The organism is Streptomyces sp. NPDC001156 (genome assembly GCF_053598275.1).
Genome location: NZ_JBSFJX010000122.1, coordinates 1 through 23,880, shown reverse-complemented (window position 1 = coordinate 23,880; position 23,880 = coordinate 1). Strand labels below are relative to the sequence as shown.

20 protein-coding genes and 3 pseudogenes are annotated in these 23,880 nt (G+C 69.1%); 12 read left to right on the top strand and 11 right to left on the bottom strand.

The window, feature by feature from the left end:
* The first annotated feature begins 203 nt into the window (after positions 1–203).
* Together ACWDA7_RS35910 and ACWDA7_RS35905 are read left to right on the top strand one after the other, a co-directional pair.
* Positions 204–1,253 carry an aldo/keto reductase gene (locus tag ACWDA7_RS35910; protein ID WP_450609994.1) on the top strand — a complete coding sequence of 350 codons (1,050 nt, stop codon included), beginning with the start codon at positions 204–206 and terminating at the stop codon, positions 1,251–1,253.
* Positions 1,254–2,318: 1,065 nt separating this feature from the next.
* Positions 2,319–6,401, top strand: a complete 4,083-nt coding sequence (locus tag ACWDA7_RS35905; RefSeq protein ID WP_450609992.1) for a discoidin domain-containing protein — start codon at positions 2,319–2,321, stop codon at positions 6,399–6,401.
* A 359-nt stretch (positions 6,402–6,760) separates the two neighbouring features.
* On the opposite strand, the gene ACWDA7_RS35900 is transcribed toward ACWDA7_RS35905, so the two are convergent.
* Positions 6,761–7,144 carry an SsgA family sporulation/cell division regulator gene (locus tag ACWDA7_RS35900; RefSeq protein WP_450609990.1) on the bottom strand — a complete coding sequence of 128 codons (384 nt, stop codon included), beginning with the start codon at positions 7,142–7,144 and terminating at the stop codon, positions 6,761–6,763.
* Positions 7,145–8,296: 1,152 nt separating this feature from the next.
* Between ACWDA7_RS35900 and ACWDA7_RS35895 the strand changes: the two genes are divergently transcribed.
* Positions 8,297–8,869, top strand: a complete 573-nt coding sequence (locus ACWDA7_RS35895; protein WP_450609988.1) for a TetR family transcriptional regulator — start codon at positions 8,297–8,299, stop codon at positions 8,867–8,869.
* Positions 8,870–8,984: 115 nt separating this feature from the next.
* Here ACWDA7_RS35895 and ACWDA7_RS35890 read toward each other — a convergent pair whose 3' ends face one another.
* The 3 genes from ACWDA7_RS35890 to ACWDA7_RS35880 form a co-directional block, all read right to left on the bottom strand.
* Complete coding sequence (locus ACWDA7_RS35890; protein WP_450609987.1) at positions 8,985–9,191, bottom strand: hypothetical protein; 207 nt, start codon at positions 9,189–9,191, stop codon at positions 8,985–8,987.
* A 115-nt stretch (positions 9,192–9,306) separates the two neighbouring features.
* Positions 9,307–10,101 (bottom strand): nucleotidyltransferase domain-containing protein, encoded by a 795-nt coding sequence (locus ACWDA7_RS35885; RefSeq protein ID WP_450609985.1) that lies wholly within the window; start codon positions 10,099–10,101, stop codon positions 9,307–9,309.
* A 295-nt stretch (positions 10,102–10,396) separates the two neighbouring features.
* Entirely contained in the window at positions 10,397–10,945 is a 549-nt protein-coding gene (locus ACWDA7_RS35880; protein ID WP_450609983.1) for a GNAT family N-acetyltransferase, read from the bottom strand.
* Positions 10,946–11,285: 340 nt separating this feature from the next.
* Between ACWDA7_RS35880 and ACWDA7_RS35875 the strand changes: the two genes are divergently transcribed.
* The 7 genes from ACWDA7_RS35875 to ACWDA7_RS35845 all read left to right on the top strand — a co-directional run bounded on the left by ACWDA7_RS35875 (position 11,286) and on the right by ACWDA7_RS35845 (position 15,121).
* Positions 11,286–12,476, top strand: coding sequence for an MFS transporter (locus ACWDA7_RS35875; RefSeq protein ID WP_450609981.1), 1,191 nt, complete (start codon positions 11,286–11,288; stop codon positions 12,474–12,476).
* Positions 12,477–12,714: 238 nt separating this feature from the next.
* The gene (locus ACWDA7_RS35870; protein ID WP_450609980.1) at positions 12,715–12,843 is read left to right on the top strand and encodes a hypothetical protein; all 129 of its coding nucleotides are present in this window, start codon (positions 12,715–12,717) and stop codon (positions 12,841–12,843) included.
* Positions 12,840–13,034 carry a hypothetical protein gene (locus ACWDA7_RS35865; protein WP_450609979.1) on the top strand — a complete coding sequence of 65 codons (195 nt, stop codon included), beginning with the start codon at positions 12,840–12,842 and terminating at the stop codon, positions 13,032–13,034. The genes ACWDA7_RS35870 and ACWDA7_RS35865 overlap by 4 nt, the downstream gene beginning before the upstream one ends.
* 137 nt (positions 13,035–13,171) lie before the next feature.
* Positions 13,172–13,375, top strand: a complete 204-nt coding sequence (locus ACWDA7_RS35860) for a hypothetical protein (protein ID WP_450609978.1) — start codon at positions 13,172–13,174, stop codon at positions 13,373–13,375.
* Positions 13,376–13,578: 203 nt separating this feature from the next.
* Complete coding sequence (locus tag ACWDA7_RS35855; RefSeq protein WP_450609976.1) at positions 13,579–13,944, top strand: hypothetical protein; 366 nt, start codon at positions 13,579–13,581, stop codon at positions 13,942–13,944.
* 446 nt (positions 13,945–14,390) lie between these two features.
* Complete coding sequence (locus ACWDA7_RS35850; protein ID WP_450609975.1) at positions 14,391–14,576, top strand: hypothetical protein; 186 nt, start codon at positions 14,391–14,393, stop codon at positions 14,574–14,576.
* Complete coding sequence (locus ACWDA7_RS35845) at positions 14,573–15,121, top strand: DUF6221 family protein (protein ID WP_450609974.1); 549 nt, start codon at positions 14,573–14,575, stop codon at positions 15,119–15,121. Before ACWDA7_RS35850 ends, ACWDA7_RS35845 begins: the two co-directional genes overlap by 4 nt.
* A 9-nt stretch (positions 15,122–15,130) precedes the next feature.
* Here the strand turns inward: ACWDA7_RS35845 and ACWDA7_RS35840 are convergent.
* From ACWDA7_RS35840 to ACWDA7_RS35815, 6 genes and pseudogenes are all read right to left on the bottom strand, one after another.
* Positions 15,131–15,316: pseudogene (locus tag ACWDA7_RS35840) on the bottom strand (ISKra4 family transposase); the annotation flags it as partial.
* 24 nt (positions 15,317–15,340) lie between these two features.
* Positions 15,341–17,704: a tyrosine-type recombinase/integrase gene (locus ACWDA7_RS35835; protein ID WP_450609973.1), complete on the bottom strand. Its 2,364-nt coding sequence runs from the start codon at positions 17,702–17,704 to the stop codon at positions 15,341–15,343.
* A 161-nt stretch (positions 17,705–17,865) separates the two neighbouring features.
* Positions 17,866–19,086 (bottom strand): tyrosine-type recombinase/integrase, encoded by a 1,221-nt coding sequence (locus ACWDA7_RS35830; RefSeq protein WP_450609972.1) that lies wholly within the window; start codon positions 19,084–19,086, stop codon positions 17,866–17,868.
* 68 nt (positions 19,087–19,154) lie between these two features.
* Positions 19,155–20,513 (bottom strand): annotated as a pseudogene (locus ACWDA7_RS35825) (ISKra4 family transposase); the annotation flags it as partial.
* A 70-nt stretch (positions 20,514–20,583) separates the two neighbouring features.
* Positions 20,584–21,126, bottom strand: a complete 543-nt coding sequence (locus ACWDA7_RS35820) for a hypothetical protein (RefSeq protein WP_450609970.1) — start codon at positions 21,124–21,126, stop codon at positions 20,584–20,586.
* Between the two features lie 144 nt (positions 21,127–21,270).
* Complete coding sequence (locus tag ACWDA7_RS35815; protein ID WP_450609969.1) at positions 21,271–21,636, bottom strand: hypothetical protein; 366 nt, start codon at positions 21,634–21,636, stop codon at positions 21,271–21,273.
* 127 nt (positions 21,637–21,763) lie between these two features.
* On the opposite strand from ACWDA7_RS35815, the pseudogene ACWDA7_RS35810 reads away from it, so the two are divergent.
* A pseudogene (locus ACWDA7_RS35810) lies at positions 21,764–21,880 on the top strand (DUF6221 family protein); the annotation flags it as partial.
* 29 nt (positions 21,881–21,909) lie between these two features.
* Positions 21,910–22,626: a hypothetical protein gene (locus tag ACWDA7_RS35805; RefSeq protein ID WP_450609967.1), complete on the top strand. Its 717-nt coding sequence runs from the start codon at positions 21,910–21,912 to the stop codon at positions 22,624–22,626.
* Positions 22,627–22,745: 119 nt separating this feature from the next.
* Here the strand turns inward: ACWDA7_RS35805 and gvpJ are convergent, their stop codons facing one another.
* A complete protein-coding gene (gene gvpJ, locus ACWDA7_RS35800; RefSeq protein WP_450609965.1) occupies positions 22,746–23,156 on the bottom strand; it encodes a gas vesicle protein GvpJ in 411 nt (136 codons plus the stop codon).
* Positions 23,157–23,880 lie beyond the last annotated feature (724 nt).

Sequence of the window (23,880 nt, the reverse complement as noted above, 5' to 3'; positions counted from 1 at the left end):
GTCGCGAAGCGCTCCGGCAACCGGCCCGTCGACAACCACCCTACGAACCAACCCCCGAGATCACCACGATCTGCTTGACGTCCGTTAGGAACTCAGTGCCCGCCAAGCGGTCGTGCGCGCTGCAACACCACGAACAAGTACATGCTGGTGCACACTCACACACACTCCTACACATCCGAAACCGAACAGCTCCCAACCCCACCGTGAGCCTCACCGACTTCCGCACGCTCGGACGCACCGGTCTTCGCGTCAGCCCCCTGGCCCTGGGCACGATGACCTTCGGCGACCCCTCCTGGGGCGCCGACGAGCAGACCTCGCTCGACATCCTCCCGCGCTACATCGAGGAGGGCGGCAACTTCATCGACACCGCAAACCGCTACATGGAAGGGCGTTCCGAGCAGGTGATCGGCTCCTACCTGCGAAAGAACCCGGAGCAGCGGGACCGGCTCGTCATCGCGACCAAGTTCGCCCTCGCGATGGACCCCACCGACCCGAACAACGGCGGCACCAGCCGGAAGGCCATCCGCAAGCACATCGACGCCTCGCTGGAGCGGCTCGGTTCCGACTACATCGACCTGTACTGGCAGCACAACTGGGACCAGCACACACCGCTGGAGGAGACCATGTCCACGCTGGACGATCTCGTCCGCGAGGGCAAGGTCCGCTATGTGGGCCTCTCCGACACCCCTGCCTGGGCGGTCGCCCGCATGGCGACGCTCGCCGAATGGCGCGGCTGGGCCCCGGTCGCCGCCCTCCAGCTCGAATACTCGCTGCTGGAACGCACCTCCGAGGGTGAGCTGTTCGGCGCCGCGCGGGAACTCGGCCTCGGCGTCCTGCCCTGGAGTCCGCTCGCCAACGGCGTGCTGACCGGCAAGTACACACGTGAGAATCACAACCCGGAGGGCGCCGGCCGCGGCATGTTCGTCGGCCACCACCTCAACGACCAGACCTTCGCCCTGCTCGACGTGCTCGCCCGTATCTCCAAGGAGCTGGACACCACGGTCGCCGCGGTCTCGCTGGCTTGGGTCCGCCGGCAGCCCCTGACCACGGCCACGGTCATCGGCGCCCGCACGGTCGCACAACTCGAGGCCAACCTGGCCTCCCTGAACGTCACCCTCTCCCCCGACCACCTCACCGAACTCGACGGCCTCACCGCCCCGGCGCTCAACTTCCCCCATCCCTTCCTCAAGGCTCTCGGCGTCCCCGCCCAGCAGGGCATGACGGTCATCAACGGTGTCAGGGCCGACGCCTGACCGACACGGCACACGGCTCGCCCTGTGGTGCACGCCTCTCACGGGTGGGCACCACGGGGTATTGCTGCCAGGCCGTACTTACCGCGGGCTTCGCCGTACTGCTCCAACGAGCGTGTGCCGGATCGCGGCCGTGTGTAAGTACAGGGCCGCGTCCAAGCACAGGGTTGCGCAACGAGCCCAGAGCGCCCCGCAGCTGACGGGCCTTCAGCGTCGGGCTGCTGATGCCGGCGCGGGGTGAGAAGGTGCGGTAGGGAGGGGACCCCTCCCCCGACGCACGACAGGATCATGCGCAGTCCGGGACAGCGGTCCAGGGTGCCCGCAATGAAACAGACATAAGGAGCATTCATCAGATGGCGGGCCTGCGCTCCATGCCGCACGGCTGCGACCCGATTGAGCGCCAGGGGGTCGATCGGCGCCCCCGGTCACGGGCAGCGGCACTCCCCATATCCGCCCCACCGGTCCCGGCGAAAGTGCGCGAGTTGCCAGGTGCGTACGCAAACGAATGAGCTGTGACGGGCCCGCGACGGACCCTTGGCCCGGTCAGGAAATTCAGCTGCCCCGCACGTCGTCCGGGGCCCAACAGCCCGTTTTCGAGCGACGTCTGGCGGCGGCGCGACGCACCGACCCGTCGATCCGGCCCCCATGCCGTTGAGCATTCATGGCGCCCACTTGGAGTGCTCAAAGTCCACTCGGAGCGCGTCAAAGATAGGAGGCGGTTCTCCGACTCCCCCACTGCGACCGGCACTTCGCCCAACCTCCGAGCGCAGGCTCCGTCCTAGCCGAGACGCTCCCCCTGCACGGACGGCACCCCAGCGAAAAACGTCCGAGGCGTCCCTCTCACCAACTCCCCCTCGCTCGTCTGCTCGCGCAAATACAGGCACCACGTCAACCCGCCCCCGCAGCCTCGGCTCTCACGACGATTCCGGCATCGGGGGTTGACAGGACTCTTCTCACACCACAGCCTTTGGCAACGTTGTCATTCTTCGTTGGCACCAGGCGTGCTGAGCTGGTCGGCCAGGTCGCTCCGGCCCACGCCGCTGTCTTTTTTGATGGGACATCACGCTCATGAGAGATCAGGAGAGTCCGTCGCGGCACGTGTCGCGACGGTCGGTCGTCACCACGGGCTCGACACTGCTGGCCGGGTTCGGCCTCGGATCGCTGATGCCCGTGTCGACCGCCGCGGCCGCCGGCACTGACGCGTCCACCGCCTCCTCCTCGCCACAGGAACTCGCGCTCTACCGACCGGTCACTGTGTCCTCGACGGCCTACGCGCCCACCCCGGCGGAATTCGTGGTCGACCGGCTCACCTCGCCGGGCGTGCGCGGCAGTGGCTGGCGGGCGGAGGCGAGCGATCCGCAGTGGATATCGATCGATCTTCAGTCCGTCTGCGATGTCACGTGGATCCGTCTGACCTTCGAGGCGGACGCGAGCGACCCCGTCTTCACGCCGCCCAGCACCGGCAATCCGAACAGCGGCACCACGGGCAAGGAGATCCTGTCCAGCTACGCCGTCGAGTTCGTGGTCGAGACCTCCCAGGACAACAAGTCCTGGACGAGCGTCTACCGTACGACCGCGGGAACCGGCGGAGTCGTGAACCTCCAGCTCCCGCGCCCGGTGACGGCCCGCTGGGTGCGGATGACCTCGCGTCGGCGCTCCAGCGCCAACCCGCTGGGGCTGAACGGCTTCGAGGTCTACGGCACGCCCAAGGGGCGTCGTCCTTCCGTCACCGGCTGGACTGACTGGGGTACCGAGGCGGGTCGGCCGCCGAAGCTGGCGGTAGCCGCCGACGGCACCGTGCCGCTGGAGTCGGGCTGGCGGCTGACGCTCGACGACTGGGCCGACGCCGACGGTTCGGCTCTGTCACGGACGTCCGTCGACACGAGCAGCTGGCTGCCGGCCACCGTGCCGGGTACGGTCCTGACCTCGCTCGTGGACCAGGGCAAGCTGCCCGACCCGGTTGTGGGCTTGAACAACCTGCACGTCCCCGAAGCGTTGTCGCGGCACTCTTGGTGGTACAAGCGCGACTTCGAGCTGCCGCGCGGTCTGCGCACGGGGGGTGACCGGCGGATCTGGCTGGAGTTCGACGGCATCAACCACAAGGCCGACATCTGGCTCAACGGTCAGCACGTGGGCGGTCTGACGTACCCCTTCGCGCGCTCGGCCCACGACGTGACCGGACTGCTCACGGCAGGCGAGACCAACGCGCTCGCGGTGCGGATCGACCCCGTGCCGGTCCCCGGCAGCCCCGGTGACAAGGGCCCGGCCGGCGAGTCCTGGGTGGACGCCGGCGCCAACCAGATGAACCTCAACTCACCCACGTACCTGGCTTCCTCGGGCTGGGACTGGATGCCCGCGGTGCGGGACCGGGCGGCCGGCATCTGGAACCACGTCCGGCTGCGCTCCACCGGCCACGTCGTCATCGGCGACCCGCGTGTGGACACCGTCCTGCCGGACCTGCCCGACGTGTCGGTTGCCGAGCTGACCGTCGTCGTCCCGGTGCGCAACGCCGACACCGCCGACCACCAGGCGACCGTCGTCGCGTCCTTCGACGGCGTGCGGGTGAGCAAGGTCGTCACCGTCCCGGCCGGACAGAGCGTCGATGTCACGTTCGCCCCGGACGCCTTCCGCCAACTGCGGCTGCGCAACCCCAAGCTGTGGTGGCCCAATGGGCTCGGCGACGCCGACCTGCACACGCTCACCCTCGTGGCGTCGGTGGACGGCGCGGAGAGCGACCGCCGCACCACGCGGTTCGGCATCCGGCAGTTCGGCTACGAGTACAAGGTGCCGCTGCCCTTCGCCGCCTCCGGAGACGCCTACACGCAGACCGTGACCTTCGAGCGGCAGCAGGCCCGCCACGTGCGCGTCAAGTGCCTCACCCGGGCCACCTCCTGGGGTTCCTCGCTGTGGACCCTGTCCGTGCTCGACAGCTCCCGGCCCACCACGGATCTCGCCCTGCACGCACCGGCCGAGGCATCGAGCGTGGACGGCAGCGACCACGGCGCCGCCAACGCGACCGACGGCGACCCGAACACCCGCTGGTCCTCTGCCTACGAGGACGACCAGTGGATCACGGTCGACCTGGGTTCCCAGCAGTCCTTCGACCGGGTCGACCTGGTCTGGGAGCAGGCGTACGCGAAGACGTTCGTGGTGCAGGTTTCCGCCGACGGCTCCACCTGGACCGACGCGGCCTCCGTCGACAACACCGCCGTACCGCTGCCGTTCAACAACGGCAACGCGAGCCTCCAGGTCGAGGGCTTCGACGCCCGTACGGCCCGCTACGTCCGTATCGCCTGCGGGGTGCGCAACACCAGCTGGGGCAACTCCCTGTGGTCACTGGGTGTCGTCAACAGCGCCGACCCCGGACACGATCTCGCACTTCACAAATCGGCGACCGCCTCCAGCGAAGACCCGGGCAACCCCGCCTCGAACGCCACGGACGGCAACCCAGGCAGCCGTTGGTCGTCCGCCTACGAGGACAACCAGTGGATCCAGGTCGACCTCGGCTCGGCGCAGCAATTCGACCGTGTGGCCATCGTGTGGGAACTGGCATACCCGAAGACGTATGTCATCCAGGTCTCCGACGACGGCAGTTCGTGGACCGACGTGAAGTCGGTGTCCAACACTCCTGACCCGCTGACGATCACCGTGAACGGTGTCCGGGTACTGGCCCGCGGTGGCAACTGGGGCTGGGACGAGTTGCTGCGCCGTATGCCGCCGGAGCGCATGGACGCGGCGGTACGGATGCACCGCGACATGAACTTCACCATGATCCGCAACTGGGTGGGTACCTGCGACCGCGAGGAGTTCTTCGCGGCCTGTGACGACCATGGCATCCTCGTGTGGAACGACTTCCCCAACGCGTGGGGGATGGACCCGCCGAACCACGACGACTTCATCTCGATCGCCCAGGACACCGTGCTGCGCTACCGCATCCACCCCAGTGTGGTCGTCTGGTGCGGCGCGAACGAGGGCAACCCGCCCGCGGCGATCGACAAGGGCATGCGCGACGCGGTCGAGCAGCAGGCACCCGGTCTGCTCTACCAGAACAACTCGGCGGGCGGGATCATCACCGGCGGCGGCCCCTACGGGTGGGTCGAGCCGCAGAAATACTTCGACGCCTCCACGTACGGGAGCAGGGACTTCGGCTTCCACACCGAGATCGGCATGCCGGTCGTGTCCACCGCCGCGAGCATGCGCCACATGACGGGCGACGAGCCCGAGTGGCCGATTCGCGGGGCGTGGTACTACCACGACTGGAGCGAGCACGGGAACCAGGCGCCGCAGGCCTACAAGGCGGCCATCGAGACCCGGCTCGGGCAGGCGCGGGACCTCGACGACTTTGCCCGTAAGGCCCAGTTCGTCAACTACGAGAACACACGGGCGATGTTCGAGGCGTGGAACGCCAACCTGTGGGACAACGCCACTGGTCTGATGCTGTGGATGTCCCATCCCGCCTGGCACAGCACGGTCTGGCAGACCTACGACTACGACTTCGACGTCAACGGCACCTACTATGGCGCCCGCGCGGCCTGCGAGCCCCTGCACGTGCAGGCCGACCCTGAGGGCCGGGTCATCGCGGTCAACCACACCCGCCAGGACCTGAAGCACGCCACGGTCTCCGCCACGCTGTTCGAACTGACCGGCAGCCGGCTGGGCCCGACCAAGAGCGTCCAACTGGACGTGGCGTCGGCCGCCACCGCGAAGGCGTTCACCGCCGGGTGGACGGATGACCTGCCCGATCTGCATCTCCTGCGGCTCACGCTGGAGAGCGCCGACGGCCGGGTCCTGTCCGACAACACCTACTGGCGCTACCGGACACCGGACGCCATGCGGAAACTGACCGAGGCGCGGCAGGTGAAGGTCACCGGCTCGGTGACCGACCAGGCGCAGTCCGGGGACCGTCACGAGCTGACCGCCACGATCCGCAACCGCGGTTCGGTGGTCGCCTCGATGGTCCGGCTGTCGCTGCTGGACGACGCCACAGGACACCGTGTGCTGCCGACCCTCTACAGCGACAACTACCTGTGGCTGCTGCCCGGTGAGTCCAGGACGGTCACCCTGTCCTGGCCCGCCCATGCCCTGCCTTCGCGTCGGCCTCGGCTCGAGGTGACGGCGTTCAACGGAAGTTCCACCTCGGTCCGTCCGTAGGGGTGCCCGGCCTCGGTGCTCGCCGCACCGGGGTCGTGTCTCCCACCAGACACAGGGCGGCCCGCGACCGGCTTGACGGGGCGGGCCGCCACATCCACCGCCGTCACCAGGGCACTGCGCACACCGGGCGGCATGGGCGACGTGCTGACGGTTCGCAGCCCCACCGGGCGCCTGAAGGGATCTTCGTCGCCCACCAGCGTGAGCGCCGGACGGCCTGGGGCCGGCAGGCCTGCGTGGCAGGGGCGAGCGGTCCGGTCCGGGACTGGATCCGGTGCCGAGCGTATTCACTTGCACCGCCGGGGACCATGGGTCGGGGCATGTACTCGCTGACGTGCGCGCACAGGACGGTCCGTGCGGTGTCATCTGCCGTCCAAGAGGCCGACGAGGAGGGGGTCCCAGTCCACGTCCTTCAGTTCCTCGCCTGGGGGCACCATGTCGCAGGTGTCGAACAGCCACTTCTCCAGGGCGTGCCGGTCGATCTCGAACAGCGCGCCGGCCCCACGCGTCGCCAGCCGAAGCCGCAGCAGGGACCGGCCTCGGCTGTGCACTGGCCAGGCCCGGACGTCCCCGATGCCGCTGGATTCCAGCAGCCCCTCGCACAGCAGGTCGCGGCCGAGGTGCCAGGTGACGGCAGGCCCGTCCTCCGGCCGGAGGACGGCGGTCACCAGCAAGGGGTCCTCAGGGGCGAACCGGAACTCGGCGCCGAGCGGGACCCGGACGTCCTCCCACAGCACCCGGTACACGACCAGCGACAGGGGGCCATACGCCCGGTTCCGGAGTGCTGTGCCTGTGGTTCGAACTGGTTCCCGCTCATGGAGACCCCCCCTTGCATACGGCGCTTCTCCCTAACGTGGCCGCTGGAGGGCGTAGTACGCATCAGTCAGATGACTGGCAGTAGCATCTGCTCGCATCCGGCTCAGGACGGTGGCCCGATCGTCCAACGCGGACACCGCGTTCCAGTAACCGCTGCGCCATCTCGCGGCCGAAGCCGCTGTGACACCCGTGATGAACCAAGTGTTTGAACCCTCCCTCCGCTGAAGCAGGGGGATTCCTGGCTCAGGCTGCCTGCGGGCCCAACGGACCTACGGGTCTTACACCCTCAACACCAGCCGGGTCGGAACCTGCCCGGTTCGGTACTACAAGCAAAGGAGTTGCTGTGCCAGCCTGGCTCTCGCTCAGCACGGTGTGCGCGCTTGGTTCTCGCAACGCACACCGAGCAGCTTACCCGCTCGCGTGGACGGTCTTTCGCCCTGGAGGCGAAACCCCGTTGCCTGCCCTGCTCCGCAGGAGTCCGATTCCTCCCCAGCCTGAAGGCCAGGGCATTTTCGGAGGAACCAGGTGAAGGCATGCGTGCGGCCTCCCGTCAAACATCCAACTGGCTGGTTTCATTCAGGCCACACGTGTCCCGCTTACCAACCAATCAGTTGGATTTTCGGTGGCGATGCCGGGGTGATCGCACCACGTGCGTGGGCGGTGAAGGCGTCGGCGAGCGCCAGGATCTCCGCGTTTGCGCTGCGGGGCGACCAGCAGAAGGCAAGGGTCGTAGGCGGCGGATCGCTCACTGGTACGGCTGCGAGGTCCGGCGGCAGACGATCCGCCACGACCGAGCCGACCACCGTGATGAGGCGGCCGAGCGCGACCAGGTCGATGATCTCGTCGAGGCCCGCCTTTGGGCAGTGACCCTGGTAGCTGCCCAGCGTGCGCTGGCGGCAGGGTCACCGGCGGCAAGATCGTCGTGACGATCGCGCCCTGATCACTCGATGAGGTGCGCGGTGCCCGGCAGCCGTCTATCGGTCGGCCGCCGGGCACCGCGTGACGTGGACGACCTGGGCTCCGTGGCGCTGCCGGGTCCCGGGCCTTTCTCAAACCAGACGTTTGTCTTTTAAGCTGGCGCCATGGGTTACGACTCTTCCGCCACGCGTGCGCGTCTGATCGAGGCCGCGTACGCCGAGTTTGTGGCGTACGGCCTCGCCGGAGCTCGCGTCGAACGGATCGCCAAGAACGCACCGGCCAACAAACAGGCCATCTACGCGTACTTCGGCTCCAAGCACGATCTCTTCGACGCCGTCCTCGACAGCCGCCTGCGCGTCCTCGCCGACGTCGTGCCCTTCACCCCCGACGACCTCCCTGCCTACACCGCCGCCCTCTTCGACGCCTTCGTCGCCGACCCCGACCTCATCCGCCTCACCCAGTGGAAGGCCCTCGAAAAACCCGAAGCCTCCGCCACGGAACTCGAGGCCCATCTCTCCAAGGCCCAGGCCGTCGCGGACGCGCACGGCGCGGACTTGGAGGCCGGCATGGACGCGCTGATGATCGCCCTGGCCGCCGCGCAGGCCTGGCTCGCCACTCCGTCGACCATCCGCAACCCGGGCAAGGACGACGAGGCGGCGCGGCTGAAGCGGCACCGTGCTGCGGTGATCGCCGCGGTCGAGGCGCTGACAGACCGGTTGCTGCCCTCCGGCAAGTGACGTCGTCAACGCAGCGGACAGGCGGCGGGTGAGGCTCTTGACCGCCTGGCGTGCGCGGTAGAGCGCGGCGGCGGTCTGGAGCGTCTCGGTGGGGGTTGCTGCGGCCAGTGACTGTTCAGGCGGCGGCGCGGGAAGCGGCGCGCAGGGGCGCGAGCGCGGTGCTCCAGGCGAACAGCTTGTACACCTCAGTGGTGTGTACCTGGGCCGGCTTGAACTCTGTGTTGTTCACGAAGTCCTCCCGCGGCAACAGCGCCACCTGCGGCCCGATGTCCGCCATCTGCAGCCGCCCGGCCAGGGCCCGCACCTCCTGAACCGCCGTCACGGCGCCGAAGATGCCGTAGCCGACGTACGCGACCGCCTTGTGCGTCCAGATTGCACGGCGCTCAGGGTGAAGCTCGGGGGGAACAGGGCCGGGAGGTGCACGCCGAGCGGCGCGGTCAGCTCGCCTCATCGATGACGTCGTGGAGGTACTGCACCGCGAGGCTTTCGGCGTGGCGATGGCGTTCGATCGCCACGCCTGTATCGTCGAGCCACCGCCGGTACAGCTCGACGCCGGCGAGGAGCGCCTGACCGGCGCCGTGCCGGTCATAACCGCACACGGTCCTCTGAAGGTCGCGCGCCTCATCCGGTGCGATCGACTCGAGGTGGCGCACGCCACGCGGGATTGCACCCACCCGGCGAGCCGCCAGCGGCCCCAGCACGGCCTCGCGCAGGTAGGTGAGGAAGCCGATGACCTCGAACAGTTCACCGCGACCGAGTTTCGTCGCACCGTAATGCACCCAGACCCAGAACCGGTCCTCGATCCACTGAAGGTCGAGTGACGCCAGTACTGGGGGATGCTCCGCAAGCGAGTCGGCCAGGCCGCCGTCCCGGTCCCACAGGACGTCCGGGTCCTCAACGCGCTCGCCGAAGTCACAGGCCCGCACGAACTTGAAGTCGACATGGAGCAGGGGCGGCCCGACGAGCGTGATGATCAGACGGGGTTCACCGACATGCTCCCCGGTGAAACCGGCCACCAGGGCGGCCCATGACCCGATCAGCTTGAGACGCTCCCTCATGACCGAGTCGAACGCCTCGTCGTCGATGACCACGATCAGATCGACATCGGAGTAGATGTCGGGGTTTCCGCCCGCGATCGACCCCGAGACAGCAACACCCGTCACCCTCGTGTCCTGCTGGATCCGGGGAAGCACGTCACTGAGGAACCGGCTGTGCAGGGAGGGCACATCCATGGCATTCCTTCCGATCGGAACAAAGTCTCGCAACGTACCACCCCACTAGGCCCGATCCACACGAAATAACGGCGCGGCAAGGCGTGGTGAAGAAGGGGCCCGGCGCCCGCGCACGGCCGAAGTTCCACAACCGCACCGCGGCGCCGGCCTGCAGCGCATGGCCCGACGCGAAGCCACTCACGCGGCTGGCAGGGACGTGTACTGGTCCTGTCCGTCCGTACAGGTGACGTGACAGGCAATGCGGATGCTGGCCGGGATGGCGCGTCACGTCACCACAGGGGTAGTCCGCGCGGCGCTATGCGTTGGGGTCCCGGAGGCCGACTGCATCATGCCGCCAGAACGGCTCCGCATAGACCAGCGTCCCCGTCATCCACGGCTCGTAGTGCGGGAGCCTGACGGCCTGGAAGGCACCATCGGGAATGCGCAAGGATGGTTTTCGGAAGCCCTGATCACCGCCGGGCGTGAAACCGAAGCGTGAGTAATAGCCCGGATCGCCCTCCAGGAAGACGAGGGGGACGGATCGCTCGGCGAGGATCTTCAGTCCGTGCCGGACTAGGGCCGAGCCGATACCGCGCTTGTGGTGCTCGGGCATGACGGCCAACGGGCTGAGCACCTGCACCTCGACCAGACGTCGAGGGGCATCGAGCAGGCTGCGGGTGAACATGACATGCCCGACGATCCGTCCGTCGCTCTCGGCGACCAGCGAAAGACCGTCAGCGGGCGTGATGGTCTGCCGCAGCGTATCGACCAGGTCGGCCACGACAAGGCCGTGCTCCCCGAACGCCCGCAGGTCAATGTCCCGTACAGGTTCACTGTCGCCAGGACGCTCTTCGCGAAGCTCCATGCCGGAAGGGTAAGGACACCACCCGGTCACTCGCACACGGTTTTCGAGCCGAGGCCGCGCGGTCAGTGAACGCCCAGTTGCCCACCGGGCCAACCGCACAACCAACGCAACGACAACGAGGGAGTCGGCCGAACTCTTCCTGCCCATCGGCCTGGGGTCTCGCAGAAGGTACGGTCCCGGGGGCCCGCACCCTTCGCGAGGTAATTCCCTGCGCCGCACGGCGCCGCCGCCTACCATGCGAGCCATGACCTGGCGACATTGATCCCGCAGCCGAGCCTCCCGAGGACCGCCTCGGAACGCCCTACCTCCGGCGTCCGAACTGTCCCTGCGGGAAGGCCTCATGACACATACACCTGCGCGTACAGCCGCTACCGGAATCAGGCGGCTGGCGGCGACGCTGTACTCCTACGCATTCCTCAACGACTTCATCCTGCTCTACCCCGTGTACGCGCTGCTGTTCAGCGACACCGGTCTGCCGCTGTGGCAGATCTCCTCCCTCTTCGCCCTCTGGTCACTCACCGGCGTACTCCTCGAAGTGCCCTTCGGCGCCTTGGCCGACGCCGTCTCCCGCCGGCTCGCGCTCTGGCTCGGCCCGCTCCTCACGGCCACCGGCTTCACCCTGTGGGTGCTCATCCCCTCGTACGGGGCCTTCGCAGCCGGATTCGTCCTTTGGGGCGCCGGCGGAGCACTCAGCTCCGGGGCACTGGAGGCACTCGTCTACGACGAACTGGAACGGCTCGGCGCCGCCGGCCGGTATGCCCACGTCATGGGCCACGCCCGCGCGGCCGGCCTGGTGGCCGTGGTCGCGGCCATGGCGCTCGCCGGCCCCGTCCTCACCCGGGGCGGCTATTCCGCCGTCGGCGCGGCGAGCGTACTGGCCTGCCTGCTCGCGGCGGCGACAGCGACCCGGTTACCCGAACAGCCACCGCCGGCCGCCCGCAGCGGCAGCTGGGCCACGACCCTGCGGGCCGGGCTCGCCGAAGCCCGTGCCGACCGGTCCGTGCGCACAGCCCTGCTGCTCGTCCCGGCCGTCGGTGCCGTATGGGGCGCACTCGACGAATACACCCCGCTCTTGGTCCAAGGCACCGGCGTAGCCGAGCACACCGTGCCGTACCTGCTCCTCATGATCTGGGCCACCACCACGACCGGCAGCCTGCTGGCCGGAGCATGCTCACGCCTGAGTCAGAACGGCCTCGCCGTGCTGCTCGCCGGCGCGGCGCTCGCACTGGCCGCAGGCGCCGCACTGCGCACACCGGCCGGCCTCCTCCTTGTGGCGATCGCCTTCGCCGGCTTCCAACTGGCCACCGTGCTCGCCGACGCCCGGCTCCAGGCCCGCATCGACGACCAGCGCCGAGCCACCCTCACCTCCCTCGCAAGCCTCGGCACCGACGTAGCGACCGTGGTGGTGTATGCCGCGTACACAGCCGTCACCTCCGCAACCTCCCACCATGCCGCCTTCGCATGGGCCGCACTCCCCTACCTTGTGACCGCGCTGCTGATCACAGGCGGCGGACGAACCCCACCGAAGTGATCGCCAAGGCCGGGGACTCAGCCAGCAGACGGGTACGCCCGAGCACCGCTCCAGCCCGGCCAGCACCGCACCACGCCATCCGTTTTCCCCAGAGCCCGGCACTCCTACGCAGCGGGCACACGCAAGGCCGACCGCCAGGGCCGCCCCGCACGGCGGGGGGCCGAGCCCTAGGCTCGGCTCCTTCGTCGTCCGGCACAACGAGGACTGACGTGACGACACCTTCAACTATCGTGAGAACGTGACCGACGGGCTGCAGACCATCCGCACGGGCGAACGCTTCCGCTTCCATGTCAGCGTCGAGAGCCCCGGCCGGGCGGAGTTCGTCAGTGCGCTCGACCAGCCCCACTCCGCCGAGTACAACCGGTGACCGCCCCCGGGGTTCCTTTGCTGGACGCTGTCACAGGGGCGCGCCAAGAGCTGACCGTCGTCCTGCCCGTGCGGCTGCTGCGCCTGCCCGACTGGTCCGAAGGCCCGTTCCCGTTCGCGTTGGGCAGCCGCCGCACCGACACCCACACGCGGTCCGCCTACTTCGCACCCGCCTCCGCTCGCCCGCTGTAGGGGGCGCCGGGACGGCCGCGTCGCTGGCACCTGCCCCTGGACGTCAAGCATGACGGGATGCATCTGCGGGCCTGGAGCTTCTGCGCGCGGCCACGGCCCGCAACCCCGAACACGCCCTCGCCGTCCTGCACTTCAGCGTGGAAAGACCACTGCTGCCGGCGCTGCGGGCCCTGGCGGGACGGCGGCTCGATCCCGCGGACGAACTCCTCAGTGGGCCCTTGGATCCGACCGGGCTGCTGGCCGGCATCGCCGACGTCCGCGATCACAACGCGCCCTTCGCCGTAGCCCGGCCCCACACCCTGGCGCCGCTCTTGCCTTCATCGATGACGGGCCGCCGCTGAAGCTCGCCGCCTGGCAGAAGGCTGGGATCAGCGCCGCACTCGCCTCGGTCACGTGGCCGAAGAAGACCGGCCGCAGCGCCATCACCGCGGCGATCGCCGACCAGGCGGTGAAGGCCGGGAGCATGTCCACGTCGCCGGCCGCAACGGCGTACGGTGCGCAGGGGGAGACGACGAGTGCACGCTGTCCAAGACGGAGGTGCCCGATGTCCGCTGAGCCGCCCTTCACGAGCCTTGCTCAGCTCGCCGTATGGCACGAGCGGCAGGCCGATCCTCTCGCCCGTCCCCTCCGACGCGCCGCCGAGATCCGGGAGCACCAGCAGTCCGCAGCCCTGTTCCGCCGCATGATCGGCAACCGGGCCGCCGCCGACCCCAACCGGCTCGCCCTCGTCGCCACGCTGCCCATCGACGCCCCCGGCCGCTGGTGCGAGCGCCACGGATACCGCTGGATCGCCACCTGCGGGCCCGTCGGCGTCATCGCGCAGCGTGGCGATGAGCCCCCGCTCGTGGCCCGGCTTGGCGACACCCTGCTCTGGGACGGCTACCGGATCACCCTGCTGGAGCGGCCATGACCGCACCCCTACAGGTCCGGCCGGCCGGTTCCCGCCCGCCGGCTTCAGCACGGCGCCGCCTGTGCGTGCCTGGGCGGCGTGGTGCGGCCCGTGTGGGCGGGACGGGCTGAGCCCGCTGATAGGACGGTCCTCGAGGCTCGACCGGCCCGGCTGGGACACCTACATGGCGGCCGCGCACGCCCACATCGCCAAACACAGGGAAGGCGGCCGACTGTGATCAAGCCTGGCGACCGAATCGACGTCGTGCTCGACGTCTTCGTAGAGGACGACGCGTACCGGGTGGTGAGGTCCGGCGTGCTCGGGCCCGGCCAGCCCGTACCGCCCTCCCTGTGAGGGCCACCCGCAACATCGTCCAGACGTGGCTGGACGCGCCGCACAGTGTGCACGCTTTCGCCATCGCGCGCGCTGAGAGGGATGGAAACCATGAGTGAGAGGATGGGGCCCGGGTGAGGCTGCTGTTCGGCGACCAGGCGCTCATCGAGACGGTGCACACGGCCGACGGTGAGCCGGAGCGCGTACCAGTGGACCGCCTCGTCGCCGACACCGGCATTCCGCGGGAGCAGCTCCCCGGCGCCGAGGTGGTGGCCGTGGTGGGCGATGACGGCCAGCTGGAGCGTTTCGAGCGGGCGTGAGCAAGCTGTGGGCCCGCCACGAAGCCTGGCCGCCCCCTCGGCATGCGGGGAAACAGCAGACGTACGACGCGGCCACCGTCGCCGCGTTCGTCCGTGATCACGTCGACCGCCCGGCCGTCGAGCGGCACCCGGGGCCGCAACGTCCCTGCACGTCGATGAGGCGCCGCGCACACCGCTGGTACAGCGCCACCGTCGAGCGCCGACGCGCCTACCGGCGCAGAGTGAGCGTCATGGATGACTTGATTCAGTGGCTGCGCGCCCAACTCGATGAGGACGCACGGATTGCCCGCGCGGCCACCGAGGGCCCTTGGTCCGTCAACGACGAGTCGATCATCGCAGCGGACGGTACGGAGGTCGTCGCGGGCGACCGGTCGGGTGGCAAGGCGTCGGTGTTCGAGTCGACGGCGGATGCCCTGCATATCGTGGAGCATGACCCAGTGCGGGTGCTGCGCGAGGTCGACGCCAAACAGCGGCTGCTGTACGAGTTCGAGCTGCGCGGCAACCACGTCCGACGAACGGAATTGGGTGCGGTTCGTTTCGAGTGACGGCCGCGATCAAGCGCTGAGGGCATAAGTTCGCTGGTCGGAGGCGGGGTAGAGGCGCTCGTGCTCGCGGGCGGCGTGGTAGCGCCAGTAGGGGTCGAGGTCGCCGTTGGAGACGACGGCACGCAGTCGCAGGACGGCTTCCGCTCCTGGCAGGCCCCAGCGGGCACCGGTGATGTCGAGGCGGTCGGCGATCATTATCTGAACCAGCGCGATGCCCGCTCAGGCGTCCGGCGAGAGGTGTGGTCCGGTCGTTGGGGAGATGGTGTGTGGTGCGATGTCGTGGAAGCGGGGCATGCCGAGGTCGGTGGTCCGGCGTGCTGACTCCTCGAGTTGGGCGATCTTGTTGTTGGCGGCGGAGAGGCTGACGTTGAGGCCGTCGACCTCTCCGAGCCAGCCGTGCTCGCGGGCTTCGTCGATCCGGGCAATGAGGTTGTCGCGGATCTCGAGGAGCCGGGGCAGCTGGGCGGGGTCGGTCCGCAGAAGTGGGCAGCGGATGCAGGCGTGTTCGTGGATGCAGCCGGTGCCGTAGGCGCGTCCGCAGCTGCGCTGGGAGACCTTGCGGTGCTCGAAGTGACCGAGGAACTCCTCCCACTCCTTATCTGTAGGGGACCGGTATTCGGTGGAGGGCCGCAGGTCACGGCGGCGGGCGAGGTAGGCTCGGTGGCCGGTGATGGCTTCTTCGGGGTAGACGGCCTTGTAGCCCATGGTCGTGTTGATGTTCGCGTGCCCCATGATCAGCTGACAGATGTGTGGCGGCATCCCGTTCATGATTGCTTCGGTGGCGAAGATCCTGCGGAAGTCGTGGGGCTTGAAGTCCAGCAGCGAGCCCGAGGCGTCCGTCAGTCCCATGCTGTTGGCTGCGTCGGTGATCCAACGGCGGAGGGTTGTCGCGCTGAGGGGGCGGGCATCGGCGCCGTGGCGGTGCTGGAAGAGGACGGGCATGGCCGGGGTGAACTCGTGCTCGTGGACGTCGTAGGGGACGACGAGGGGGACCGCGCCAGTCGCATCGCGGACACGGTGGATGATCGCGGCTAGGACATCGGCGAGCTCGGGTGAGATCACCAGTAGCCGTTCGAGGTCGTTCTTGGACGGGGTGATGTGCAGCAGCGGCACGAGTTCGCCGGTGGAGGGCAGCCGGTATTGGACCAGGCTGTGGTGGGACAGTTCGGTGAGTTCCTCGATGCAGATCCCGGTGGCCTGAAGGACTTCCACTGCGGCCCAGGTCCAGAACGCGGTGTCGTCCTCGCGCGTGAGGTCGCGCCGTGTGCCGGTGGTGGGGTCCTCGGCCCAGATGCGGGAGCTTCCGGTGGCCATCCGGGTTCGTCGCAGCGAGGTGGCGCCGTGGCTGAACGTCTCGCCGGGCGGCGTGCGGTCGGCCGCCTTGAGCAGGGCGGTCGCCTGGACGCGGGCGTCGTCGACGTGGCGACGCAGAGCGGGCAGGTGGGGCAGTCGCTCACGGGTCCGTTGATCCATCCGCGACTTGCGGCGGGCGGTGTCCTTGGTCGTACCGATGTCGGTGCGGCGGACCGGGCATGGGACCGCCCAAGCCGCCCAACGCTCGGGTTCCTCGCTGGCCCAGTGGGACAGGTCGAGGTAGAACGCTCGGACCGTGGTCAGCAAGGTGGCGGCGTCGGTGCGGGGTTCGGTCGTCTCCACCCGGCGGCCGTCGGCGGTGCGGACGGTGACGCTCTTCACGGCGGTGCGGCTCTTCCAAGCGGTAGCGATGTCCGGAGGTAGCCGCAGTGAGTCGATCCCGGGGTGGTGGTTCTCCAGGTCCTTCCAGAACAGTTTCACCAGGTGGTAGGCGAGTTGCTTGAGCGAGGCGTAGTCGAGGCGGGGCCGGTGCTCGGCGAGGTAGGCGACCAGCAGGTCGCGCACTGGCCGGCAGGCCAGGGCGTACTGGTCCACCAGTTCCTCGACGCTGAGCTGGTGGCCGAAGCGCCGGTCGAGCATGCGCAGAGTGGTCGGCGCGTCGGGCGGGAAGTGCCCGATTGCGTGCAGGAGTTGGTAGAAGCCCCATCCGGGATGACCAGCCCCCTCGGCCTTGCGTCGGTCGCGCAGTTCGATCAGCTCCAGGCAGTCTCCGACGGTGATGTCGGCGACGGTGCCGCCCTTGGCAGTGAGGATCACGGAGACCTGCTCGACCGCGTGGCGGCGCTGGTCGAAGCTCAGACCGGCCGCGGTGGCCTGCTCGGCAAATGCGGCGAACCCGCGCGGGTCGCGCAGGCGGGGGATCTCCCGGCCCAGGGGGAAGCGGATCGGGCTGGTCACGAGCCAGGCCATCGGCGGACGCAGGATGTCGGCGTAGATGAGCTGGCCAAGACCGGAGGTGACCGCCGTGACGAGGCCCTCGTGCCCGATCGTGCCGGTGCGGCCGGAGTCCTGCAGCCACTGTGCCGCAGCCGGGCGCCAGTCGGCGCGCGGGTCGTCGGCGATCCCGCTGGATTGCCAGCGTTCCTGCCAGGTTTCTCCTGGCTGTTGCTCCAGCCAGTCCAGGAACAGGACGACGGCTCGTCGGCGGCGCCGCTGGTTCGCTGGCGTGCCTATGGTCAGCGGCGGCGCGGCCAAGCGGGCCAGCAGCATCGCGCGACTCCAGGTCGTGGTCGGCCAGCACATCGGTGACGGTCGTGGTGGGAACCGGCGACGCAGATCCTGCGAGTCCCGACCCCGGGGCGATCGGTCCGGCGGCGGGGCGGTGTCCGTTGTGCCGACAACCGGTGCCGGTGCCCGGCTCGTCACGCCGGTCACCGGCCGAAGAGGACGTCGAGCGACTCGCTCCGGTAGCCGGGGGCGGTCGGGGCCGGCGGCTCGGCGGCGCGGTCGGCTGCCCTGCGGTGGTGGGCCAGCACCGAGGCGATCACATCCTCCGGAACGGGCGAGAGGTAGAGCTGTGTGGTGGCCAACTGGGCGTGTCCCAGGACCCATTGGACGTCGGTCAGTGGCATCCCCGGGTCTCTCGTCATCCGGTAGGCGGCGGTGTGCCTCAGATCATGCAGGCTCCAGTTTGCCCCGATCATGGCATTGACCCGCTGGAACATCCGGTAAGCCGCCGGATAGGACAACGGGCGGAACGGACGGCGCAACGTCCACCACAACGGACCGTCTGCACCCGGCTCGACCAGCCCGTCCATTTGCACCTGGTAGAGGCGCAACCACACCAACGCGTCCGGAGACGCGGGAAGCGACTGCAGGGCCCGGCTGCCCTTGCGTACCACCGTCACCAGCTGTCGGCCCATGTCCACTTCCCCGCACCGCACCCCCAGCAACTCCGACGCCCGGGCCCCCGTGGACACCCACAACGCCACCAGCGCACGGTCCCGGTGCGAGGACAGCCGGGAGAACAGCTCATCGAACCGGTCGTCAGGGATCCGCCGCGGAGCCCGTTGGGCGATCTTTGGCCGGTAGAGGCCGCTGCGTTCGAACCGCACCGGTGCCGTCGGAGCCCGGTGAGCCCCCGCTCGTTCCCCGTCCCGGCCTCTGACTAACGGGAACGGGTTGACCAGCGGACCGCTCCCCATCTCCAAATGGAAGGCGTAGAAGCCGCGGAGCACTGTCTCACTGTGCGCCCGTGTCCGCGGCGCGTACTGGCGGCCAGGACCACTCTTGCCGGTCACCGGATTCACGCGTTCCTGCGGGACCGCACCGTCCCCCTTCGGCTTCTCGGTCACCCGCAGCCACCGGCAGAAGTCCCTCGCCTCCACCCGGGTGGCCTGCCCCCACGGCACTTCGACCGCCCACAGGAACCGGAACCACCTCAGCAACGCCAGCGCGTACGAGCGCTGCGTCGTCGCCGGCCGCCCGCTCGCCTGCAAGTCCTTCAGGTACTCAGCGACGGGACCAACCACCGCCCCGGAGGCATCCAGCAGCTGGTACGGCTCCCACGGATTGGCGGTCTCCACCACCGTCCCCACTGGCGGCACCACCAACCCCGCGAGCTCACCTGAACCTTCACGAGCCTCAGCCATGCGCCCAGACGGTAGCCACAACGACACGAACCCATGCCGTGAACTGCGAAGACAAGCACGGTAGTTCAGTCAACAGTCAGGTGGCGGCAGGCACCCTCGACCGCGCCGGTGGCGATCGGCCACCCGTTGTTGAGCGCGGTGTCGTAGTGAAGTTGGTCGAGGTGCCCGGTGAGGTAGCGCTCGCAGGCGTCGACGGCTTCGCGCCGGGAGGCCGACAGGTGTTCCCGCTCCGCCTGGGCGGTCATCTCGGCGGCGACTCGGGCGGCGTGACCCGCGAGGATCGCGGTCAGATGGTCGGCCGCCCAGGCCTCGGCCTCGGTGGTGCCGGGTTTATGGAAGGCGTGGCCGGCGGCCCAGACATACTCGGCCACGTGCACGAAGTCCAGCAGGACGTGGATCGTGACGCCGCGTCGGACGGTCTCTGCTGCGATCAGGTCGAGCTGGTGACGTGCGCCGTCGACCAGGACGACCCATGGCCGCAGGTGCTTCGGGTCGCGGGCCTCGGCCTGGTCGAAGGCGTCGGCGATGACCTGCTCGGGCGGGCGGACCAGCGAGGCGGTGCACCACTTGTTCTCCGCCCTCGGCCCAGGACGGGCGGGACGATCGCCGCTTCGACCGCCGGGCGGGTGGATCACATCGTGCGGACGCCTGGGCGCCGGGCGGGTGTCGAAGACGCAGGCCACGGTCGCCATCCGCTTCCGGTTCGGCTTCTCGCCCGGCGCGAGCCGGCCACGATGGCCGGCGGCGGCTTTCTCGGCGGCCCGGCGGGTGGCCTCGCGCAGGGCCTCCGGGCGCATGACCACGCCCTTGCCGTCCACCTGGACCACCAGCGGCATCTCCCGGCTGCACGGCACTGGGATCACGGTCCGGTAGAAGCCGTCGACGTCGACCGCGGCGGCGACCACGAGCTCTTCCAGCCTGCGCTTGCCGAGCACGTTCCCGCAGCGGCGCTCGACCGCCTGGTGGGCCTGGTCGAACGAGCCGCGGACGGCCTCGGTCACCGCGAGCCGCCGTAATCCCGTCGAGTGCCGGCCCACTGGCAGCGACAGCACAGCGTCAGCGGGATGGACATTGCCCACACCCCGGCCCCGGTGGGCGACCCGAGTAACCCGGACCATCCCGAACACGCTGGCCAGCCAGCGCGAGTGTCCCGTCTCCCGCCAGGGCCGCACCCGGCCTTCCGGCCCCACCACGACCAGGCCGCCACCGGAACGAACCTGTTTCTCCTCCCGCACCGCGCGCAGGTCAAGATGGTCCTGCAGCAACAGGCGAAGCAGTTCCCGCCCGGCCGCGTCGAGGTATTCCTCCAGTTCAGTGTGGGTCCACGTGCCCGCATCGCTGCCCGACAGCATGGTGGTCAGCGTCTCGAAGGCGCTGAAGGAGTCGGCAAAGGGGTCAGCGGCGGCATGAGTGTCGTACGGTGTCATCTCCAGGGCTCTTCCCGTCCAGCATCGATTGGGTCGCACCTTCGAATGTAGGCGCGGAAGAGCCCTGCTGTTAACGGGAGTTGGGCGAAACGCCACCCCGGCGGCGGGCCAAAGTGAACAGGCCAGGGACATCCTCGTCCAGCCAGCCCCGCTCCACCAGCCGCTTCAACTTCGACCGGGTGCCCTCGATCTTCCCGGTCTCGGCGGGCAGCCCGATCCTCGGCACGATCTGCTTGGCACGGACCGGTCCCGGCGCATCCGCCACCACCTCCACGATGTCCCGATACACCCCCGGCAGGACCTCCGCCCCCATCCCCGGCTGCCAGTTCGGCACCGTCAGCACCCCGATGACTTGCCGCTCGGCCCCCGCATACGCCGACACCACCGGCTCACCCTCGATCGACCGGGCGGCATCGATCGCGACAGCCGGCATCTCCGGCGTCATCTCCGCCAGCACTTCAGTGACTGTCTCCCGCGTGATCCGGAGACGCTCCAGCCCCGCCCTGGCCAACTCCAGCTTCCCCGACAGCTCGGCGACCTCGGCTTCCAGCTCCTCCACCCGAAGCCGGGCGGCTGCCTCGCGCGCTTCCAACTCCTCGAACAGCGAGCCCATCCGCCACCCCTCCTCCACCACCACGGTAGAGACGAGAAACCCCGAACACAGCCCCGCTGCCCGGTGACTGTGAAACTCAACCGTTTGCCGCTGAAGGTTGACTGGCAGTGCGGACGATCAGAACCAGCCGTCCATGCGGACAGCTCAGTCGGGCGAAGTCGCGCCGCGGTACTGGACCACCTCATCGAAGATGCTCCAGCCGTCGATCTCTTCAGTCACGGGATCGTCGGTACGCCAACCGCGTGTCAGGGCTGCGTCGAGCAGGGCCCTGACAGTGCCCGGCTCGTGCAGGTTCAAGGTTCTGCCGAGCTCCGTGCCGACGGCTCCGGATGGCATGAGGTACCCGTCAGGGACAAGCCGGTCGGAGCCTGCCTGGAAGACGATGCGGAGACGCCCCCTCGCTTTGAACTGGCGGATGACGAGGGTTTCGCAGCAGTCCTCGTATCGGCCGTTGCCCAGGGCGCGGTGGGTGTGGCTCAAGGTCCAGAGGAAGTTCTCCCCCTCGACCACGAGACGTCGTGCCCTCTTATCGCTGCGAGCCATCCGCCAATGCTAACGAGAGCCCGTTGACCAGCGCGATCAATCCTCAGCGTCAGAGACACCCGCTCAGCGATCCCCAGCTCGGCCCCTCCCTTCAGAGGAACTGCACCCAACGGAATTGCCACCCACAGGTGGCGTTTGGGACGACCTGCTGCGCATGCTCGCCCTGCCCTACGTGGACCGACCCGGCTACCGCGACGAGTGGCGCCCGTGACCAGCGCGCGTATGACGGCCCATCTGAGGTTGCCGTTCGGCGACCAGGCCGAGATCGTCGCCGACGTCCCGCCGGTGGAGCAGGCCAAGCCGGAGCGCTACCGGGCCACCGAGATCACCGAGGCCCTCGGCATCCAGGTCCATGATCTGCCGGGCGCGCGGCTCACCGCCGGGTCGGCGAGGACGGCCGGCTGTCCGGCTGGCGGTTCGCCTGGCCAGCTGACGAGCACATCACCTGAAAGGGGTCCGCGCAGCTGCGGTTACCTCGCCAGGCACGCCTTGCGTGTCACAGTGAGTGCCGCTGCCTTGAGCCTGACATCTGTCGGAGCCCTCAGGCCCGCCTCGCCCACACCGTCATCAGGCGAGGCGGGCCACGTGCCGCAGACGGGGCCCTCTCCGCATGCGCGCCAGCGCGGGACGAGTGAGGCTGGCGGCATGGCCGAACGTCGCGTGATCGTGTGTCCGCGCGACGAGACAGGCGGTCGGCGCGTCATGGTCGATGATGAGACGCTCGGGACGACACACAACCTGCACGACCTGAGCGTGTTCCTGGAGCGCACCGGCCTGGAGGGCTGGGACGAGGTGGATGTGGCCGAAACGCTGTTGATCGAGTGGCACGCCGGCGGCCCGGAGGCGTGGTCGGCGACGCCGGAGAAAGAGGGCCCGCACGCCCCGCCGCGTGTTGGGCACCCAGGCCGGCCTTGCGAGCAGGGGCAGACCCGCCACGGGGGTAACGCGACCTGCTGACGATCGCGGCCAGGTCGCCTCCCGAAGGATGCGCACCAGGCGTGGCGGCTCGTCATGCCGGCGGTGTGCTCAGACAGCGGGGGCGTGTGAGCTATGGCTGATGCCGTAGACGTAGGTGCTCATCGTTCCTCATCCCGGCGGTGGCGCGGCCGTGCGGTTTCCCTCTCGCGGCCCTCGTCGCGCGCCTGCTGGGAGGCATCGGAGATGGTCTCCGCAGCGCCGGACAGGGCACCCTTCGTCTTGGCTCGACTGCCGGAACCGGTGAGCTGGCCGCCGGCGATCTCCGGCAGTCCGACCGGCTGGCGCGGCCCTGCCTCCAGGTCCAGGCGGTTGCAAGCCTCTGCGAACCGCAGGTAGGTGTCCACGCTCGCCACCACGACCCGCACATCGATCTTTAGGATTTCGATTCCGACCAGGGAGACCCGCGCGAACGCGTCGATCATCAACCCTCGGTCGAGAACCAGGTCTAGTACGTCGTACAGGCCACTGGACCCTCCTCCGCCCCCGCCTTGCGCTGCGACCACACTCACCCTGACCAGCTCCCTCGCCTATCCCGTGGCCCATGGCCCCAGCCCGGCGGCCGCATCCGGATCAGATCCACGGACGCGACTGCCACCGGCGAACGGGCCGCCGTGGCTACCAGAAGGCCGACGACTGACCGATCCGGCCCCTTTCCCAAACGAGTGACCAGCGCATCCCTTCGAGGGCTCGACACGCCCCCGAAGTGCGTCGCCCGCTTTACCTCACGTGCAGAAGTGAACCTGGCGCCACCCAGCACATAGGTCGGCTCCCATCAGGCCCGCCTCGTTACCCTCACCCGCGAGGCGGGCCCGGCCGGTGCCGCCCAGCAGTCTGGTCCACCACCCTGGAGCGGCCAGACTTCTGGACCGCCCCCGTGCCACTCGATGAGCTCCGATTCGGCCACGTCCAGCTCATCCCCGCCCACCAGCCCGGCGTCTTGCAGGAACACCGTCAAGTCGTGCAGCGAGAACGCCATCCCCAAGATCTGGTCATCGGCGCTTATGCGGCGGCCGCCCGATCCGCAGGGCGCCGCCACGATCACGCAATACTCCACCATGACTCCACCTTCCACCCGCACGAGCCTGTGTCAATCCCCTCGAAACGTGGAGGACTTCCCTATGCTGCTCGGTCCTTCTGGTGCGAGCGTGACCGGGCTTCGGTGATGGTTCGTTCGAACTCCACCGGAGGTAGTCCGCCGGCCGCGCTGTGTCGGCGGCGTGTGTTGAAGAAGTC